Raw genomic sequence first — 18,475 nt, 5'->3', positions numbered from 1 at the left:
TATCACCTCGTCGTAGACTCCATGTGCTTCGCACGAAGCTGACCGCAAGCGGCGGCAATGTCATGCCCTTGCTCCCTGCGAATCGTTGCATTTATTTTGTTTTTCTCCAGTATACGCTGGAACTCAAATATATCCTCCCGTGGCGTACGCACATAATTTCGCTCCGGCACATGGTTGACCGGAATCAAATTGACATGGCACAGCAGTCCTTGGAGCACATCCGCCAGCTCCTGCGCGTGCTCGGGACGGTCATTAACCCCGCCGATCAACGCATACTCAAATGTAATACGGCGGCCTGTCTTCGCTAAATAATAGCGGCAAGCCTCCATTACTTCCTCGAATGGGAAGCGGCGGTTAACCGGCATTAGCTTAGAGCGCAGCGCATCATTCGGCGCATGAATGGAAAGCGCCAGATTGATCTGCGTATTCTCATCGGCAAACTTGTACATGCTTGGCACAATTCCACTGGTCGAAACCGTAATGTGGCGCTGGCCGATGTTCAGACCTTTCTCGTGAATCATCGTGCGCAAAAACATCATCGTCGCGTCATAGTTCTCGAACGGCTCTCCAGAGCCCATAATAACGATGCTTGATACGCGCTCATTCGTAACGTCCAGCATTTGCTGTGCTACTACGACTTGAGCAATAATTTCACCTGCGGTCAAATTCCGCTTCAAGCCGCCCAGCGTCGATGCACAGAAGGTACACCCGATCCGGCAGCCCACCTGCGTGGTCACGCAAATGCTGTTGCCATAATTATGGCGCATAATGACGGTTTCGATTGCATGATTGTCATGCAGTCCAAACAAAAACTTGACGGTGCCGTCCTTGGACTCGAACTTCGTTATTTCAGTAAGCGTCACAAATTGAAATTGGTCAAACAGCTTCGTTCTGAGCGACTTGGACAAGTTGCTCATCTCTTCAAAGCTGGTAACACGCTTAACGTACAGCCAATCGTACAGCTGGCCTGCGCGAAATGCCGGCTCGCCATTCTCCTTCATCCAATCTTGCAGCTGTTCGAGCGTATAGTCGTAAATAAAAGGTTTCATTAATTTATCACACCTGACTGTATAATAGCGCGGCAAAAGCTCTCTACCTGCGCCGCTGATGATTTATTTTACCACAAACGTCCATCATGAACCACAAGCAACGATTAGGCGCGCCTCAGCATGCGAGCAATGAAGAAACCGTCGCTGCCATAGTGCTGCGGCAGAAGCTGCGCATAGCCTTTAAACCCCTCGTCAATCGCCCCTGCCTCCTGCAAAGCATGGATAACCGATTCCGGCCAATTGCCGTCAAGCTCAAATTCAGGATGCGCCTGTAGAAAATGCTCCACCTGCTCCTCATTTTCGGATCGTTCAATGGTGCATGTGCTGTAGACGAGCACACCGCCCGGCTTAACGAGACCGCTCACCGCTTCAAGCAGCTCGCGCTGAATGTCCGCTATAGCGGCTACATCAGCAGCCGTCTTCGTCCATTTGATCTCAGGCTTGCGCCGAATGACGCCAAAGCCTGAGCAAGGCGCATCCAGCAGCACAGCATCCATCGAACCGCTGGCAAATCGCTCGGACAGCTGCGCGGCATCGCTTGTTATGGCTTCCACGTTCGTCAAACCGAGCCGTGAAGACTGATCAATAATAAGCTGACGCTTATGCGGGTGCAAATCATTAGCCCACACTTTACCTTTATTGCCCATAAGCTCAGCCAGATGCGTCGTTTTGCCGCCCGGAGCAGCGCAGCAATCCAGCACCTGCATGCCGGCTGCTGGTGCAACGACCTCGGCTACGAGCATAGAGCTTTCATCCTGCATCGTCCATAGCCCCTCGCGGAAGCCATCCGTATCCACCAAGCTGCCGCCGCGGCGGGTTGTAATGCCTGCAGAAGCAAGCGGCGATGCTTCAGCATCAAGCCCAAGCTCGGCAAGCTGCTCAAGCGCTTCAGCCCTTGTTCCGCGGACAGCATTGACCCGTACGCTTCCATGCGGGGAATCATTGCCAGCCGCACAAATAGCTTCCGTCGTTTGCTCGCCGTAAGCAAGCAGCCAGCGCTTAACGAGCCAGTCGGGATAGGAATGCAAAATCGCGAGCTTTTCCGCCGTTGAACCTGCTTTAATAGCAGATGGCACAAGCTCTGCGCGGCTGCGATCCATACTGCGCAGCACCCCATTGACCATGCCGGAAATGCCTTGATGGCCCCGCTTCTTCGCAATGGAAACCGCTTCGTTAACTGCGGCATGAACCGGAATCCGATCCAAATACAGCAGCTGGTAAGCACTCATACGCAGCAGTTGATGCACCCACGGCTGCAGCTTATTAAAGCCCTTCGCCACGAATCTCGCAAGCCAATAATCGAGTATGCGCTGATGCTGAATCGTCCCGTATACCAGCTCTGTAGCGAGACCAGCATCCGCACGAGAAAGATTAGCATCCTGAAGCGACTGGTTGAGCTTGAGATTGCTGTAGGCACCGGCCCCAGCAACGCTTACCAAAATATCCAGCGCCAGCTCCCTTGGCGTGCGCGGCGCACGCGTGGAACCGCCCTGGCGCGCTCCCGACTGCCCCGCACCCGCTGCTCGCTTGCTTCCGCCAGCGGCTTGTCCTCCAGCAGCTCCAGCAGAGCGTGATTTAGGGCCTGATTGGCCGCCAGCCTGCGGACGACGTCCTTGCGCGAAAGCCTTCGATGAAGGCGCCGATGCATTTTTCTGCTGTGACCGTTCAGACTTTACTGCTGGCTGCGCAGGCTTAACTTGCTTTTGCTCACTCATTGGTCTTCACCGCTTATCTCGTTTGCTTCGCCGAAGACAGTGCCTTCAGCCAGTCGTGAGCCTTTCAGCCAATCAGCCGCTGACATCGCTTTTTTGCCTGCTGGCTGAATTTGCGTAAGCACGATTACGCCAGCACCTGTCTGTACGGCGATGCCCGCTCCACTTGCTTCGCGCACCGTTCCCGGCAAAGCTGCGGCAGCACGATCCGTGCTGGACGGTTCTGCTGGCTTGGCGCAAGCCCATACCTTGAACAGCTCGCCGTTCAAATAGGTGAACGCACCGGCCATCGGCGACAGGCCGCGCACTTGATTATAGATTTGGCGGGCAGATTTCGCCCAATCAATCCGTTCATCCTCACGCGACAAATTCGGCGCGTAAGTTGCCAGCTCATGCTGCTGCTCCACCCTTGCCGCAGCGCCTGAAATAATGGCTGGGAGCGTCTGCTCCAGCAGCTCCGCTCCAGCGGCGCTCAGCTTCTCAAACAGCGAGCCCGATGTATCCTCATCCGTAATGGCGACCTCCACCTTGCTGATCATGTCGCCTGTGTCCAGTCCTTCAGCCATATACATAATCGTTACGCCTGTTACCGTCTCGCCATTGATGATCGCACGTTGAATCGGCGCCCCCCCGCGATAGCGAGGCAGCAGCGAGCCATGAACGTTGATACAGCCTAGACGCGGCAGCTCCAGTACAGCCTTCGGCAATATTTGCCCATAAGCTGCGGTCACAATTAAATCAGGGCGATACTGCGCCAGCGCCTCTACCGCTTCGCTGCTGCGCATGCGCTCAGGCTGCAAAACCGGCAAGCCTAAAGCCAGCGCCGCTTCTTTCACAGGCGGAGGCGTAAGCGTCCGCTTACGCCCCTTTGGACGATCCGGCTGCGTGACAACCGCCACGACCTCATAGCCGTTATTAATTAACAACTGCAAAGAAGGGACGGCGAACTCCGGCGTCCCCATAAATACAATACGCATGGCCTTATTCGCCGCCTTTTTTCTGTCTTTCGGAAATATCGTACACGCTCTCGGCGAGATCCGTGAACAAAATGCCGTTCAAATGATCAACCTCGTGCTGGAACGCCCGCGAAAGGAAGCCCTGCGCTTCAACCGTAAACGTCTCGCCATCGGAATTTTGACCTTTTACGACGATGCGGTCTGAACGCATCACATCTCCGTTTAGATTCGGAATACTCAGGCAGCCCTCAGGTCCAAGCTGCTCTCCTTCTTCTTCCACGATGACCGGGTTGACCATTTCGATCAGTCCATTTTCATCTCCAATATCCACCACGATAACACGCTTGGAAATGCCGACCTGCGGAGCCGCTAGACCGACGCCATCAGCGTCGTACATCGTTTCCGCCATATCTTTAAGCAGCCGTTTCAAGTTGGAATTAAATTTAGTAACTTCCATAGCTGGCTCCCTCAAAACGGGATCAGGATCTTTTACAATAATACGAATGGCCATTGCCGTTCCCTTCCTTTACAACGAAATCTATAATATGACTTGCGGATCTACATCAATGCTAAACTGCACAAGCTTCTGAGGGGAGCCTGCAATGAATGGCGCAAGCGCACCGCGCAGAAGCGCAGGCACATCAATGTTCCCCCGATATTTTATCACACATTGAAAACGGTAGCGATCTTTCATTCTCGATATGGGTGATGCGACTGGACCAAGCACCTCTAGCGCACGCGGCAAACCCGCTCCAAGCGGCCCTAATACGCCTTCATCGGCCGCCAGCTCGCGCAGCCGCTCCACAAACTGCTCTGACACTGAGGACAGCAGCGCAAGCTGCTCATGCGACATCGTGACCAGCACCAATCGGCAATAAGGCGGATAGCCCATAACGCCGCGATGCTTGAGCTCCTCTTCGACAAACCGGATGTAGTCATGCTTTTGCGCGGTTGTAATCGCATAATGCTCGGGTGCATACGTCTGAACAACGACCTCCCCTGGCAGCTGATGGCGGCCAGCACGGCCTGCCACCTGCGTAAGCAGCTGAAACGTCCGTTCCGCTGAGCGAAAATCCGGCAAATTAAGCGACGTATCCGCTGCAATAACGCCAACTAGCGTAACGTATGGAAAATCAAGCCCCTTCGCTACCATCTGCGTGCCCAGCAGCACATCCGCCTCACGGTCGCCGAAGCGCTTCAGCAGCTTCTCATGCGCGTTTTTCTCCGTCGTCGTGTCCACATCCATTCGAATGACCCGAATGCCGGGAAACAGCTTCGCAAGCTCCTCTTCTACACGCTGGGTCCCCGTACCAAAAAAGCGGATATGCTCGCTTTCGCAGGACGGACAGGTTTGCGGCGCTGGCTCCGCATGTCCGCAATAATGGCAGCGCAGCAGCCGCGACTTCTGATGATGCGTCAGCGAAATATCGCAGTGCGGACAAAGCGCCGTGTAGCCGCAGGAGCGGCACATGACGAAGGTAGAATAGCCGCGTCGATTAAGCAGCAGCACCGTCTGCTCGCCGCGCTCCAGCCGCTGCACGAGCCCTTCATGCAGCTTGCGGCTGAACATCGAGCGATTGCCGGCCGCAAGCTCCGCGCGCATATCAATAACCGTCACGGGCGGCAGCGGCCTGCCCCCTACGCGGTCTGGCATCGGCAGCAGCGACGATTCGCGCCCTTCTGCCGGTCGCCTGCTCGCCGCCGCATATGATTCAAGCGATGGCGTCGCTGAGCCTAGTACGACAGCCGCGCCATGCTGCCTTGCGCGCTGTACAGATACATCTCTGGCATGGTATTTCGGGCTTTCCTCCTGCTTGTAGGAGGATTCATGCTCCTCATCAATAATGACGAGTCCGATGCGTTCAAAAGGGGCAAAAATCGCCGACCGAGCGCCGATGGCTACCTGTACTTTGCGGCTTCTAATTTTGCGCCATTCATCATAGCGCTCCCCATTAGACAAGCGGCTGTGCAGCACCGCTACCGCATCGCCGAAGCGCCCTTTAAACCGCTCGACCATTTGCGGGGTAAGCGCAATTTCCGGGACAAGCACAATCGCCTGCTTTCCTTGCTTTAGACAATGCTGAATCGCCTGCAAATAGACCTCGGTTTTGCCGCTGCCCGTTACGCCATGCAGCAGCAGCACCTGCGGCTCGCCGCGCGTAACCGCATCAGCTATGCGGGTGTATACGCTTTGCTGCCCCTCGGTGAGCGGCAGCGGAACCGTCCGCTCAAACTCGCGGCTTGCATAAGGGTCGCGCTGCTGCTCAACTTCCCTCAGCTCCAGCAAGCCTTTGTCTGCGACCGCTCGCACGCTTGCTGGCGATCCGCCCGCTTCCGCGAGCAGCGCTTGCAGCGCAATTGGCTCATCCCGCTCCAGCATGAAGGCAAGCAAGTCCCGCTGCTTGCCCGCCTTTGCCGGCCACAAAGCCAGCGCCTTCACCGCCGCTGCCTTATCCGCTGGCGGAAACACCGTCAGCACCTTGCGAATGGCCAGACGGTCACGAATCGCTGTCTGCTCAAGCAGTACGCCTTCTTCAAGCGCCGTCTTAATATCCGGCGCGTATTGCGGAAACCGCTCCTTCAGTGCTTCAAGCTTCGTCTGCCGCTGCCTCGAAACCATATCCAGCAGCTCCTGCGGCAAGCGCCTTGCCAGCTGCTCCAGCTCCTCACCGAGCGAATCGTTCAACGACACATAACGCTCGGCCTTGCCTTTAAGCGCAGCGGGAATCATCGCTTGCAGCGCAGCTGTCCAGGAGCAGCAATATTTGTCGCTCATCCATTTAGCTAGCCCAATCAAGTCGGGAAGCAGCGGCGGCAGCGGATCAAGCAGCTCGGCAACCGCCTTTAGGCGCCGACTGTCCACTTCCGCCTCTTCCGCCAGCTCCACAACGAAGCCTTGCAGCACGCGGCCGCCGAAGGGTACGCCAACCCGGCTTCCAACACCAATCCAGCTGGACATTTCCGCAGGCACCTCATAATCGAATGGCCGATCCGTCTGACGGCTCGGCACGTCCACTATCACTCTGGCAATCATTCGCCAAGGCTCCTTTTGATAGGGAGCTGTGAAAGCCGCTGCACCGCGACTTCCAAAATTCGCTTTGCCGTCTCGCGCTTGGTCAATAAAGGAAGCGCCTCTATCAGCCCTTCCTTGCCAAATAGCTGTACAACATTCGTATCGCCGTTGAAGCCTGCCCCTTCCGCGCTCACATCATTGGCTACGATGAGATCGCAGTGTTTGCGCGCCAGCTTATCCATCGCATAGTGCGCGATCTGCTGGGTTTCGGCAGCGAAACCAACGAGCAATTGATGCGTCTTGCGCTCGCCAAGCAGCTGCAAAATATCCGTCGTGCGCGCAAGCTCAAGCGTGAGCTTCTCGCCCGTCTTTTTCAGCTTCTGCTCCTGCTGCTGGGCTGGGCGATAATCGGCAACAGCCGCCGCTTTAACAACAATGTCAGCCGTTTCAAAATGCGCGGTGACCGCATCCAGCATTTGCTGAGCGGATTCAACGCGCACCAGCTTTGCCCCCCCAGGCGGCTCTACAGTCGTCCGTCCAGCGACAACGGTCACCTCCGCGCCCATCAGCAGCGCAGCCTCCGCTATGGCAAAGCCCATTTTGCCCGAGGAATCATTGGTCAAATACCGCACGGGATCAAGCCGCTCCACCGTTCCGCCTGCAGTAACAAGAACATGCTTGCCAGCAAGCTTGCGGCTGCGACTGAACCACTCTTCCACCGCATGGACAATTTCCTCCGGCTCGGCCAGCCTCCCTTTCGCCACATAACCACAGGCAAGCTGCCCCTCGCCCGGGTCGACGAACATGACGCCGCGATCTGCTAATGTCTGTAAATTTTGCGCCACCGCCGGATGCTCATACATATGCACGTTCATAGCTGGAGCGACAAGCACGGGGCTCGTTGCCGCCAGAAGGGTCGTGCTGAGCATATCATCGGCAAGCCCATTTGCCATTTTGCCAATTACATTGGCAGTGGCTGGAGCAACAACAATAAGATCGGCATGATCGGCCAAATGAATATGGGATACGACCGCCGGGTCCCTCTCGTCAAAGGTGTCGATATGCACCGGGTTGCGCGAAAGCGTCTGGAGCGTCAGCGGCGTAATGAAACGAGCTGCTGATTCGGTCATAATAACGTGCACCTTAGCTCCTGCCTGCACCAGCCGGCTGCAAAGCGTAGCCGCTTTATAGGCTGCGATACCACCCGTGATTCCTAGTATGATTGTTTTATTTGTAAGCATGGCCCATCCCCCATTACAACAATGCTCTTAATCTATGGTATTGACTGATTTGTGCAAGCCCATTCCTTGGACATTTGCTTCCAAGCGCAAGGCAGCAGCTTATTTCCTTCAAGCATGACGGCGTTTGGCCGCACCCAAGACGCTAGTTTTGAAGCTAGCTTTTTCCTATCATACCATATGATCACTGAATTCGCAGTCTGTTCAATGCCCGCGCCTTTTCGGCTAGCATTCGCTCTCCCGTCTGCGGACAAGCGCGAAAATTGGCATTTGTCCGCTTAAATCCGTATACTAGAGGGTAGGATTTATACAGATATTTTTAAATAATAGTCGAGGTGACCCCATGGAAGATGTAAAACAAGCCTACGCGAAGCTGGGCCTTCCCGAAAACGCTTCAAAAGAAGAGGTTGAGAAACGCTATAGCCTCTTGCTTCGCCAATCCCGCTCACGGACGCAGACTACAAGCAATGGGGAGACGGCGGAAGAGGAATTCAGCCAAGTGACTGCCGCTTACAAACGGATACTTGAAGCAGAGGATCAGAAGTTTAAGCAAGCGTTCAATGAGAAAGAGTATGGGAAGTTTAAAAATATGGCGTCTGCCGCCGAGAAAACCGACCATTTTTGGCGCTACTATAAATTCCATGTTTTCGGTGGAATTGTGGCGATTGCTCTTATTATCTACGGCGTTATCGCTTATATGGACCATCGCGAGGAACAGCGCTACCTTGCCAGCCTGCCGCCGGTGGATTTGTCCGTCATGTATTTTGGCGAATTTTTTACAGAGGACAATAAGCAGGACATGGCTGTTCTCGAGCAATCGCTGCTGGACAAGTTCCCCGAGTGGAAACGGTTTAAAGTGAATTTGACCTATGTGCCGCTTGATGCTAAAGATGCAGTCGATATGGCCTCCCAGCAAAAAGCGATGGTTGTTCTGGCAACGGAGAAGCCGGATATTTATATTCTTGACTCGGCCACCTTCAACTGGATCAGTCCGCAGGGCGTCCTTCAAAACATTGATGATGCAGTAAGCGGCGTGCTGAAATCCTCGGTTACCGAGAGTGAGCTCGTCAAAAAAACGACGGAGGATGAACCAGTCGAGCATGTATACGGCATCGATATCAGCAACAGCCCACTGGTGAAAAATCTTTCCGTGATTACGCCAAAAAACTATATCGTTGGCGTCCGTGTAAATAGCGAGAACACAGATAAAGCGATTCAATTTATTGATAAGTTTTTGAAAGCAAAATAGTTGCCTTTCATGATCAGCTTGCAAAAATAATCATACAAAAAACGAGCCCATAGAATCACTTCTATGGCTCGTTTTTTTGTATCGGGATGATACGCTCATTCCACTTTCTTTAGTAATATGATTTTGGTTTTGGTGCTACAGTTGGCGCTGGCGTTGCTGGCGCTGGAACTGTCGTTGGCGCTGGTGTTGCCGGCGCTGGAGCAATAGTTGGCGCTGGCGTAACAATTGGAGCCGGCTTCGTAGTAGGAGCTTGTCCGCCGCCGTTTCCTTGCTCCTCGCCTTGACCGGCCCCGCCGCCGATCCCTTTACCTCCGCCTTGACCGGCTCCTCCGCCAATCCCTTGGCCTCCGCCTTGACCGGCTCCTCCGCCAATTCCTTGGCCTCCGCCTTGACCGGCTCCTCCGCCAATCCCTTGGCCTCCGCCTTGACCGGCTCCTCCGCCAATTCCTTGGCCTCCGCCTTGACCGGCTCCTCCGCCGTTTCCTTGGCCTCCGCCTTGACCGGCTCCTCCGCCAATTCCTTGGCCTCCGCCTTGACCGGCTCCTCCGCCGATCCCTTGGCCTCCGCCTTGACCGGCTCCTCCGCCAATTCCTTTACCTCCGCCTTGACCGGCTCCGCCGCCGATCCCTTTACCTCCGCCTTGACCGGCTCCGCCGCCGATTCCTTGGCCTCCGCCTTGACCGGCTCCGCCGCCGATCCCTTGGCCTCCGCCTTGACCCTTAATGCGGAAGTTGCCTTTCGCTCGGCTCTTTGCCTTCGCACCCGAAGGATACTTTACTTGGCTGTATGCATAAGTAATGGACTGGAATGTCCGGCTGTCGACTGCACCAGTAACCGGAAGCCCATGCATTTTCTGAAAATACTTAACTCCCTTTACCGTTAAACTGTCGAATTTCCCGTTAATTGGGCCAGCATAGCTACCCATTGATTTTAGCATCCCTTGAACGACGTACACATCCGGCCCATGATCACCTTTTCCAAAAGCCATGCTTGTGCTCGGCATGCTCATCATCAGGGCAACAGCCAGAAGCAATGCCCCAATCGTTTTTCCCAAATTCCTGCGAGAGGAAATGCTCCAGTCCCATTTCATGCAGTAGACACCGTCCTTGTTTATTTTTGATTTTGTTTTGCCACAAGCCTTACTATTCCCAACTTTTAAAATTCATTCCGCGATTTACGAAAATCGGTCATGAAAGGATACTGCTTTTTCATTGAACCGACAGTCCGAAAGCATATATAATTAAAAAGCTTATCAAAAATGTCATTTCATCTGGCCTTTTACAAAGAGCATACATAACAATTGAAGCCTATTTAAATATTTTTGAAATGGAGAATTTAATATGTATACGCACCGACCCTTGCAATCGCCCGATCTTCCGACGATCTGTTCTTTTCCACAAAATGAAGATGAATTATTTTATATGTTTCCATCGGCCGCCTTCCCTTTAACGCCTGAGAAAATATTAAATAACCTTCCTGATCGGCTGGAACCGACCGTCATTACATACGGGGAGAACGTTGTCTGCTACGCTAACTTTTATAAGGATGACAATAAAGAATGCTGGCTAGGCAATGTCATTGTCTCCCCTGATTATCGCGGCAAAGGAGCAGCGAGCTTTTTGATCGAAACGATGGAAATGATCGCCAAGGAAAAATTAAACGTAACAAAGCTGAACCTTTTATGCCATAACACAAATACAAGAGGATTGCTTTTTTACAAAAAGCTAGGCTATAAGCCTTTCGATATTTCAGTAAGGTTCCGGTCTTCCGGTGAGCATGTGGCGTGTGTGCATATGGAAAAGCCGCTTTAAAAATAAAAAGCAAAAAGCGGCAGCTCTGGACGATACTACTCGTCAGAACTGCCGCTGCTGGTTAAACATATTTCATCAAAATGCTTTCCACGTGATGCAGATGCTGTCTCATCGACAGCGCTGCCGCTTCGGCATCCTGCGCTTCAACCGCCTTATAGATAGCCAAATGCTCCTCGTACAGCTGCTCCGCCACCGAGCGGTTCGCATATAGCTCAACCCTGCGAATTTCACGAATAGCCGTTTCTACCTGATTCATGACCGTCTCAAAAAGCTGGACCAAAATCGTATTATGAGTCGCCTTCACGAGCGTCAAATGGAATAGCAGGTCGGTGCGCTCCCCTTCCAGGTCATTGCCTGCGGCTGCCTTCATTTGAACGACAAGCTCCTTCAATACAGCCAGATCCTCCTCCGTCCGTTTAGACGAAGCGATAGCGGCATTCGATACCTCAAAAGATTGGCGCGCCTCCAGCAGCTCCAATAGCGTTTTGCGATTCATACGCAGCGATTGCAGCTCGGGCAGCTCAAACTCCGCGGGCAGCGTGCTGATGACCGTACAGCCGCCACCTTGGCGAATGTCAATCAGTCCCATCGCTTTAAGCGCACTGAGCGCTTCCCTTGTCGTAGACCTCCCTACCCCAAAGCGCTCGGACATTTCCTTCGTGGACGGCAGCTTGTCTCCGACCTTAAGCTCCCCATCTACGATCATCCGCTTAATTTGCGCCGTTATTTCCTCGTAATGGTTCCGCTTAGTCAGCTTCGTTACTTGCAGGCTACCCACCTCCTCTTCCTAAGCTCACCTGAAAAATAGCCCAACATTCTAACCGACCAGCAGCGCATAGACTACGCCAGGACCATGAACACCAATGGTCAGGTCGTTTTCAATATCGGATGATCGGCTTGGCCCTGAAATAAAATGAACGCCCGCTGGCAAGCTCTCACGGCCCGCTTCATCCATCGGAATTAAAATCTCACCCAGCTTCGTCTTCAGCCGCTCCAGCGGAATAATGACGATGAGAACAGTTGGGAGCAGGCTGACAGAGCGCCCTTTGTCCTTTCCAGACATTACCGCAATAGATGACGTATAGGCAGCCGCGTAATCAGCCACAACAACCCCAAAATCCGCTTCGGCCGCGCGCGCTTTCCAATTTTCATTTTCATCGCTATTCCATACGCTTAAGCTCACGTCAGGAAGTGCTTCCTCCAGCTTCATCCCGGCAAGCTCCGGCTGGTTTTGCCGAATCATGTAACGCGCACCAAGCTCCGCCGCCTTATCCTTAATAAACTGCTTCGCCTCGTCCATCGAGGACAAATGACTGACATGACCGCCATTATTTCGAAAATTCGCCGTGAAGCGTTCAATTCGCTCCTCCAGCGTCCATTCATACTCCTGCCAAAAGTCCGGGGCACCGCGGAACGGATGCACTGGCTTCTCCAGTACGCGCGGACGTCTAAGCTTATTTGCGATATCATTCATAAAAGCTTCCTGCTTGCGGCGGGAATCCGCCGCAAGCTCCTCCAGCCATTGCTCATGCGTCTGCTCAGCCATGTCCGTGCCCTCCTCCATTTTGCTCTCTGCTGCGAACGAGCTGCTCCATCCGGCTGCGTGCATCTGGACTTAGCTCATTCAGACCATGGCGAAGCTCCTCTTCGAGCGTGCCCCATTTATCGCGGAACGACTGCTTCGGCAGGCTTGGCGTAACACGGTAGCTGTTCCAGCCCTTCAGCGGCCCAAGCTTAAGCCTAATTTCACCGTTGCGTGAAACAAGCTTCTGTCCCAGCTTGCCCAGCTTGACTACCCCCTTGAAGCGACCCGAATTGCCCATAATGGCTGAAAATCCTTTCATGCCGCCCGCTTCCGCCAAATCGCGTTTCCCGCCCTCTTGCTTGCGCCTGCGCAAATAAATGAGCATTTCATGCAGCGGGATTTTGACCGGACAGGCTTCATAGCAGGCGCCGCACAAGCTAGAAGCGTTGGCAATATCATCCCAATCGCCGACGTTTTTTTGGAGCGCGGGCGTCAGCACCGCTCCAATCGGTCCGCTGTACGTTCCGCCATAGGCATGACCGCCAATGTGGCGGTATACTGGGCAAGCGTTGAGGCAAGCGCCGCAGCGAATGCAATTGAGCAGCTCCTGAAACTCAGGATCGCCAAGCTGATTTGAACGTCCATTATCTACAATAATGATATGCATTTCATCTGGTCCATCGGCATCCTCATTGCGGCGCGGTCCGGTAATGCCGGACATATACATCGTCAGCTTCTGCCCGGTCGCTGACCGCGGCAGAAGCGTCGCCATCACTTCAAGATCCGTCCAGGAAGGAATAATCCGTTCCATGCCCATCAGCGTAATTTGGGTTTTCGGCACCGTCGTCACCATACGCGCATTACCTTCATTTTCAAACAATACCATCGACCCGGTTTCCGCAATCGCAAAATTGCAGCCCGTCATGCCGATATCCGCTTCAAGAAACTTTTCCCGCAGCTTTTTGCGGACGAAGCCCGCGAGTATCGTCGTATCCGCTTCAAGCGTCTCTCCTGCTTCCTTAGAGAGCAGCTCAGCAATTTGAAAGCGATTTTTGTGTATAGCTGGAATAATAATATGCGAAGGCGTCTCGCCGGCAAGCTGAATAATATACTCGCCCAAATCGGTTTCAATCGCTTCAATGCCGAGCTCTTCAAGCGCATGATTGAGATGCAGCTCTTCGGTAACCATCGACTTGGACTTTACGATTGATTTTGCCTTTACCTGCTTGGCGATGGCAAGCGATACTTTGACCGCTTCAGCCGCCGTCGAAGCAAAATGCACATGAACGCCATTCGCCCGAGCATTGTCAGCGAACAAATTCAAATAGTAATCCAGATGGGCGATCGTATGCAGACGAATTTGCCGTCCTCGCTCGCGCCAATCCTCCCAATTGCCATGCTCGGCTGTAGCTGCATGCTTGCCGTTTCGAAGTCGCTCCGTCGTAAACTTTACCGCCTTACGTAAAAACTCATCGTTCAACGCCAAATCCGCCCGCCCTTTGACCGTCGGCGGCACTTTCGTTCCTGCTGGTGCACTCATGCCTGCTTCACCCCTTCATACAATAGCTCAGCCAAATGCATCACCTTCACCGGCTCGTTGCGGTAGCGCAAATTACCAGCGATATTCATCAGGCAGGCGAGATCAAGACCGACTAATACCTCTGCTTCCGTCTCCAGCACATGATCCGCCTTCTCTGTCACCATGGCGCCAGAAATGTCAGCCATCTTGACGGCGAAGGTTCCCCCGAACCCGCAGCAGTCCTCAGCGAACGGCAACGGCACAAGCTCCATCCCCTTGACATGACGCATTAGCTCCATCGGCTCCTCCTTGATGCCAAGCAGACGGCTTCCGTGACAGGATGGATGATAGGTTACCTTGTGCGGGAATACCGCGCCAACATCCTTCACCCCAAGCACCTGAACGAGAAACTGAGTGAATTCATAGGACTTCTGCTGAAGCTTATTGGCTCGCGCAAGCATAACGGGGTCATTTTCAAACAGCTTCGGATAATGATGAATCATTCCTGTACAGGAGCCGGAAGGCGAAATGACAAAGTCACTATCCTCAAACGCATCCAAAATCGTCCTCGCAGATTCTCGCGCCTCCTTCCAATAGCCGCTGTTGAAGGCAGGCTGTCCGCAGCAGGTTTGAACCGTTGGAAAATCAAGCCGTACGCCGTATTTTGCCAGCAATCGAACCATCGCTTCTCCGACTCTAGGATACATCGCGTCACTTAGACATGTAATAAATAAGGATACCTTCACCTTTAGCACCTCTTTTGCTCGGATAAATAACAAATGTATAATATCAGGTTGTCAGACAAGTTGGATAAAGCAAACGGGACTGCAAGGCAGCTGGAAATAATTACAATTCTGCAAGTCCTTCCCAGCCGTCTCTGACAAATCCCGCTTGCTAAAACGCCGCATTACACGATGGTCAAATCCATTGATCTTGCCTTCAGCTCGGCAACGGTGTCCGTCCCTATCCGTTTATCCGTAATAATGGAATGGACTTCACTTAGCTCTGCCACCTGTGTAAAAGCTTGTACGCCGAACTTGCTGGAATCAGCCAGCAGTACGACCTGCTCGGCAATGCCGATCATTTTCAGCTTAATGCGCGCCTGCAGCTCGCTTGACTCGCTAATTCCCCGCTCCAAATGTACGCCCTTGCACGATAAAAACAGCTTGTCGACGTAATACGCATCGAGTGAACGCTCCGCTAGCGGCCCAACGTAGGACAGCGAGCGCGAAGCGAGCAGCCCGCCAGTGGAGATGACCTCAATCTTCTCCTTCGTGCTCAGCTCCAGCGCGACCTTAATGGAATTGGTCAATACCGTGAGCGGTATGTCCGGCAAATGCGAAGCCATATACCAAGCCGTCGTACTCGCATCCAGTACAATGCGATCCTTCGGCTTAATAAGCTTAATCGCTTCCTGTGCAATTTGCCGTTTTTCCTCCGCGTGGGTAATTTCCCGCTCGGTAAAGGGCGTCTCCGGCTGCTGATCCTTCACGTTCACCGCGCCGCCGTGCGAACGCCGCAGCTTGCCTGCCTGCTCCAAGCGATCCAAATCGCGCCGTATCGTCTCCTCCGTTACGCCGCATAGCTCGCTGAGCTCGGACACTCTTATACTGCCTCTGTCATTCACCAGCTGTACGATTTTTTCATAACGCTCCGCAACCAGCATAAGCCGCCCTCCTTTCTTTCCAAAAAAATTACAGCCCCGTCACCTGTGTAAACCGGCCGTAAGCGTCCTGCCATGCTTGCTGCTCCGCAGGCTCATAATGCTCCACCTCGAAGGAATCCCGAATCACCTTGCGCGCTTCCCAAATATCAGCCAGCTCGCCGCGGGCAATCCACTGCACAATCATATTACCGATTGCGCTGCCTTCAACCGGGCCCGCCCATACCGGCTTGCCAATTGCATTAGCCGTCCACTGGCAAAGCAGCTTATTCTGAATGCCGCCGCCTACCATATGAAGACCGTTAAACTGCTGCTCGGAAAGCTGCTCCGTTAATTCCAGAGCATAACGATATTTTAACGCGAGGCTCTCCAATACACAACGCACAATTGCACCCTGGCTGTGCTCAAGCTGCTGCCCCGTCTGCTCGCAATAGGCACGAATACGCGCCTCCATGCCGCCTGGAGGCAAAAACACCGCTGCATCAGGATCAATGAAAGCAGTGAAAGGCTTCGCTTCCCCCGCCAGCTTTACAAGCTCAGCAAACGATTGGCCGCGTCCCGCTTGATCCCATTCGCGCTTCAGCTCCTGCACAATCCAGAGGCCCATGATGTTTTTGAGTAGGCGGTACGTACCGTCAACGCCGCCTTCATTCGTAAAGTTCAAGCGATAAGCTGTCTCATTAATGACTGGACGCTCTACCTCTGTCCCCATCAGCGACCAGGTGCCACAGCTCAAATAGGCGAATGGACGCTGAAGAGCGGGCACAGCCGCTACCGCTGATCCCGTATCATGCTCAGCTACAGCGATTACCGGTATACTTCCAACGCCAAGCTCGTCTCTCACGGAAGAACGAATACGCCCAGCATCCGTACCTGGCTGAACGATCTTCCCAAACATGCTGCGATTTAAACCAAGACGTTCAATTAGCTTACTGTCCCAATCCCCTGTCAGTGGATTATACAGCTGTGTCGTTGTCGCATTGGAAAACTCATTAACCATATCGCCTGTCAAATAATACCTCAGCAAATCTGGTATCATCAGAAAATGCTGGGCTTCACGCAGCAGCGGTGATCCATTTTGCTGCAAAGCAGCGAGCTGATAGATCGTATTAAAGCTCAAAAACTGAATGCCCGTCCGTTCGAAAATTTCCGCCTGCGGAATCATCTCAAAAACCTTCTCCATCAAGCCATCTGTATGACGGTCTCGATAATGATAAGGATTTCCGAGCAGCTCGCCGTTGCTTCCAATCAGGCCGAAGTCTACCGCCCATGTATCAATGCCAATACTTTGCGGATCTACATTTAATTGCTTCGCTTTGACCAAGCCCTGTTTAATCTCATAATACAAGCGAAGAACGTCCCAATGCAGACGCTCTCCCACTTGCAACGGATCATTCGAAAACCGATGTATTTCTTCCACTTCGATCTTGTTGTTGACGAGGCGGCCAAGCAGCGCCCTTCCGCTGCTCGCCCCTAAATCGTAAGCAAGAATGGTCACCAGCTGGCACCGCCCTTGCCTCTCGCTAGAATATCCTTGCCATAGCTGCTGTCCAAATACGCGCGCATTGGGTCTAGCGCTAGGCCCTGCTCCTCACGAACCGCGTGCAGCAGCGGCGTTACGTCGAATTCGAAAGCTTTGCGAACGGCATCTTCAGCACCCAGCACATCATCTCTGTTTTGCGCGTCTGCCACTTCATCGTGATTGATCAGCAGCGCTTTCGCGAATTGCGTCTGTACATTCAACACGGAACGCAGCATCGCTGGAATTTTTTGCTCAATGCTATGCGATTGGTCAATCATATAAGCAATATTGCTAACGTTGTTGCGAATTGCCTCATCATTATCTTGGCTAGCGAGCAAAATTTGATAGAAGATCAGGAACAGCTCGTACGGATTCGTCGTTCCTACGATGAGATCATCATCCGCATATTTACGGCTGTTAAAGTGGAAGCCGCCAAGGCGCTTCTCATCAATCAAATAAGCAACGATATGCTCAATGTTCGCACCCTGCAAATGATGTCCCGTATCCACAAGCACCTCCGCCTGAGGTCCAAGCTTCATTGCCAAGTTATACGACATGCCCCAATCTGCGAGATCAGTATGGTAGAACGCAGGCTCAAAGCATTTATATTCAATCAGCATTCGCATATGAGGATCAAGTGCACGGTACATTTCAGCAAGCGACTCCTGCATCCATGCTTTACGCTTGCGAATATCGCCTTGGCCCGGATAGTTGGTGCCATCTGCAAACCATAGGCTAATATCGCGCGAGCCTGTTTCTTTGGCGATTTGCACACATTCCAGCAAATGATCGGTTGCTTTGCGGCGAATTTTCTCATTCGCGTTCGTTACGCTGCCGAGCATGTATTCGTCTTCCTGGAACAAATTCGGATTAACTGCGCCGATCTTAAGGCCCAGATTTTCGGCATGGCTTCTCAGCTTGCCGTAATCATCAACCTTATCCCAAGGAATATGAATCGCAACCGATGGCGCAAGACCGGTATAACGGTGAACCTGCGCCGCATCCTCGATTTTCTCGAATGGCGTGCGTGGAACGCCTTCCTTCTGATAAACCTTGAAGCGCGTGCCTGAATCGCCGTAGCCCCATGAAGGCGTTTCAATTTTAAGCGTTTTCAATTGCTCTTTGACGGCATCCAGATTAATCCCTCTATCCTTCTGCTGTTCTTCCAATAGCTGATACGCGCGATCGGACATATTCAAACACCCTTCCACTTTAAAA

The 18,475-nt window shown here is 53.1% G+C and carries 16 protein-coding genes; 2 read left to right on the top strand and 14 right to left on the bottom strand.

What is annotated here, in order from left to right:
• Window positions 1-2: 2 nt before the first annotated feature.
• From rlmN to coaBC, 6 genes are all read right to left on the bottom strand, one after another.
• A complete protein-coding gene (gene rlmN, locus V5J77_RS11090; RefSeq protein WP_338555823.1) occupies window positions 3-1,049 on the bottom strand; it encodes a 23S rRNA (adenine(2503)-C(2))-methyltransferase RlmN in 1,047 nt (348 codons plus the stop codon).
• 104 nt (window positions 1,050-1,153) lie between these two features.
• Window positions 1,154-2,764, bottom strand: a complete 1,611-nt coding sequence (rsmB, locus tag V5J77_RS11085; protein ID WP_338555822.1) for a 16S rRNA (cytosine(967)-C(5))-methyltransferase RsmB — start codon at window positions 2,762-2,764, stop codon at window positions 1,154-1,156.
• On the bottom strand, window positions 2,761-3,738 hold the full coding sequence (gene fmt, locus V5J77_RS11080) for a methionyl-tRNA formyltransferase (RefSeq protein WP_338555821.1): 978 nt from the start codon (window positions 3,736-3,738) through the stop codon (window positions 2,761-2,763). Before fmt ends, rsmB begins: the two co-directional genes overlap by 4 nt.
• A gap of 4 nt (window positions 3,739-3,742) precedes the next feature.
• Window positions 3,743-4,228, bottom strand: coding sequence for a peptide deformylase (def, locus tag V5J77_RS11075; RefSeq protein WP_338555820.1), 486 nt, complete (start codon window positions 4,226-4,228; stop codon window positions 3,743-3,745).
• A gap of 27 nt (window positions 4,229-4,255) precedes the next feature.
• Window positions 4,256-6,751, bottom strand: a complete 2,496-nt coding sequence (gene priA, locus V5J77_RS11070) for a primosomal protein N' (protein WP_338555819.1) — start codon at window positions 6,749-6,751, stop codon at window positions 4,256-4,258.
• Entirely contained in the window at window positions 6,748-7,971 is a 1,224-nt protein-coding gene (gene coaBC / locus V5J77_RS11065; RefSeq protein WP_338555818.1) for a bifunctional phosphopantothenoylcysteine decarboxylase/phosphopantothenate--cysteine ligase CoaBC, read from the bottom strand. The genes priA and coaBC overlap by 4 nt, the downstream gene beginning before the upstream one ends.
• A 340-nt stretch (window positions 7,972-8,311) precedes the next feature.
• Between coaBC and V5J77_RS11060 the strand changes: the two genes are divergently transcribed.
• Window positions 8,312-9,217, top strand: coding sequence for a J domain-containing protein (locus V5J77_RS11060; RefSeq protein WP_338555817.1), 906 nt, complete (start codon window positions 8,312-8,314; stop codon window positions 9,215-9,217).
• 109 nt (window positions 9,218-9,326) lie between these two features.
• Here V5J77_RS11060 and V5J77_RS11055 read toward each other — a convergent pair whose 3' ends face one another.
• Entirely contained in the window at window positions 9,327-10,307 is a 981-nt protein-coding gene (locus tag V5J77_RS11055) for a peptidoglycan-binding domain-containing protein (RefSeq protein ID WP_338555816.1), read from the bottom strand.
• A 250-nt stretch (window positions 10,308-10,557) separates the two neighbouring features.
• Here V5J77_RS11055 and V5J77_RS11050 point away from each other — a divergent pair, with 250 nt between their 5' ends.
• Complete coding sequence (locus V5J77_RS11050) at window positions 10,558-11,028, top strand: GNAT family N-acetyltransferase (RefSeq protein WP_338555815.1); 471 nt, start codon at window positions 10,558-10,560, stop codon at window positions 11,026-11,028.
• A 61-nt stretch (window positions 11,029-11,089) separates the two neighbouring features.
• Here V5J77_RS11050 and V5J77_RS11045 read toward each other — a convergent pair whose 3' ends face one another.
• The 7 genes from V5J77_RS11045 to rhaI form a co-directional block, all read right to left on the bottom strand.
• Window positions 11,090-11,806: a FadR/GntR family transcriptional regulator gene (locus V5J77_RS11045; RefSeq protein ID WP_338555814.1), complete on the bottom strand. Its 717-nt coding sequence runs from the start codon at window positions 11,804-11,806 to the stop codon at window positions 11,090-11,092.
• Between the two features lie 39 nt (window positions 11,807-11,845).
• The gene (locus tag V5J77_RS11040) at window positions 11,846-12,574 is read right to left on the bottom strand and encodes an LUD domain-containing protein (RefSeq protein WP_338555813.1); all 729 of its coding nucleotides are present in this window, start codon (window positions 12,572-12,574) and stop codon (window positions 11,846-11,848) included.
• A complete protein-coding gene (locus V5J77_RS11035) occupies window positions 12,567-14,093 on the bottom strand; it encodes a LutB/LldF family L-lactate oxidation iron-sulfur protein (protein WP_338555812.1) in 1,527 nt (508 codons plus the stop codon). The genes V5J77_RS11040 and V5J77_RS11035 overlap by 8 nt, the downstream gene beginning before the upstream one ends.
• A complete protein-coding gene (locus tag V5J77_RS11030) occupies window positions 14,090-14,818 on the bottom strand; it encodes a (Fe-S)-binding protein (RefSeq protein ID WP_338555811.1) in 729 nt (242 codons plus the stop codon). Before V5J77_RS11030 ends, V5J77_RS11035 begins: the two co-directional genes overlap by 4 nt.
• A gap of 161 nt (window positions 14,819-14,979) precedes the next feature.
• Window positions 14,980-15,738 carry a DeoR/GlpR family DNA-binding transcription regulator gene (locus tag V5J77_RS11025; protein WP_338555810.1) on the bottom strand — a complete coding sequence of 253 codons (759 nt, stop codon included), beginning with the start codon at window positions 15,736-15,738 and terminating at the stop codon, window positions 14,980-14,982.
• Between the two features lie 28 nt (window positions 15,739-15,766).
• Window positions 15,767-17,233 carry a rhamnulokinase family protein gene (locus V5J77_RS11020; RefSeq protein WP_338555809.1) on the bottom strand — a complete coding sequence of 489 codons (1,467 nt, stop codon included), beginning with the start codon at window positions 17,231-17,233 and terminating at the stop codon, window positions 15,767-15,769.
• Window positions 17,230-18,450 (bottom strand): L-rhamnose isomerase, encoded by a 1,221-nt coding sequence (gene rhaI, locus V5J77_RS11015; RefSeq protein WP_338555808.1) that lies wholly within the window; start codon window positions 18,448-18,450, stop codon window positions 17,230-17,232. The genes V5J77_RS11020 and rhaI overlap by 4 nt, the downstream gene beginning before the upstream one ends.
• Between the last annotated feature and the right edge of the window lie 25 nt (window positions 18,451-18,475).

Source organism: Paenibacillus sp. KS-LC4 (genome assembly GCF_036894955.1).
In the GTDB taxonomy this organism is placed as follows: domain Bacteria; phylum Bacillota; class Bacilli; order Paenibacillales; family Paenibacillaceae; genus Pristimantibacillus.
Note: the sequence above shows the minus strand (reverse complement) of the source record. Positions and strands in the feature narration are given on the sequence as shown.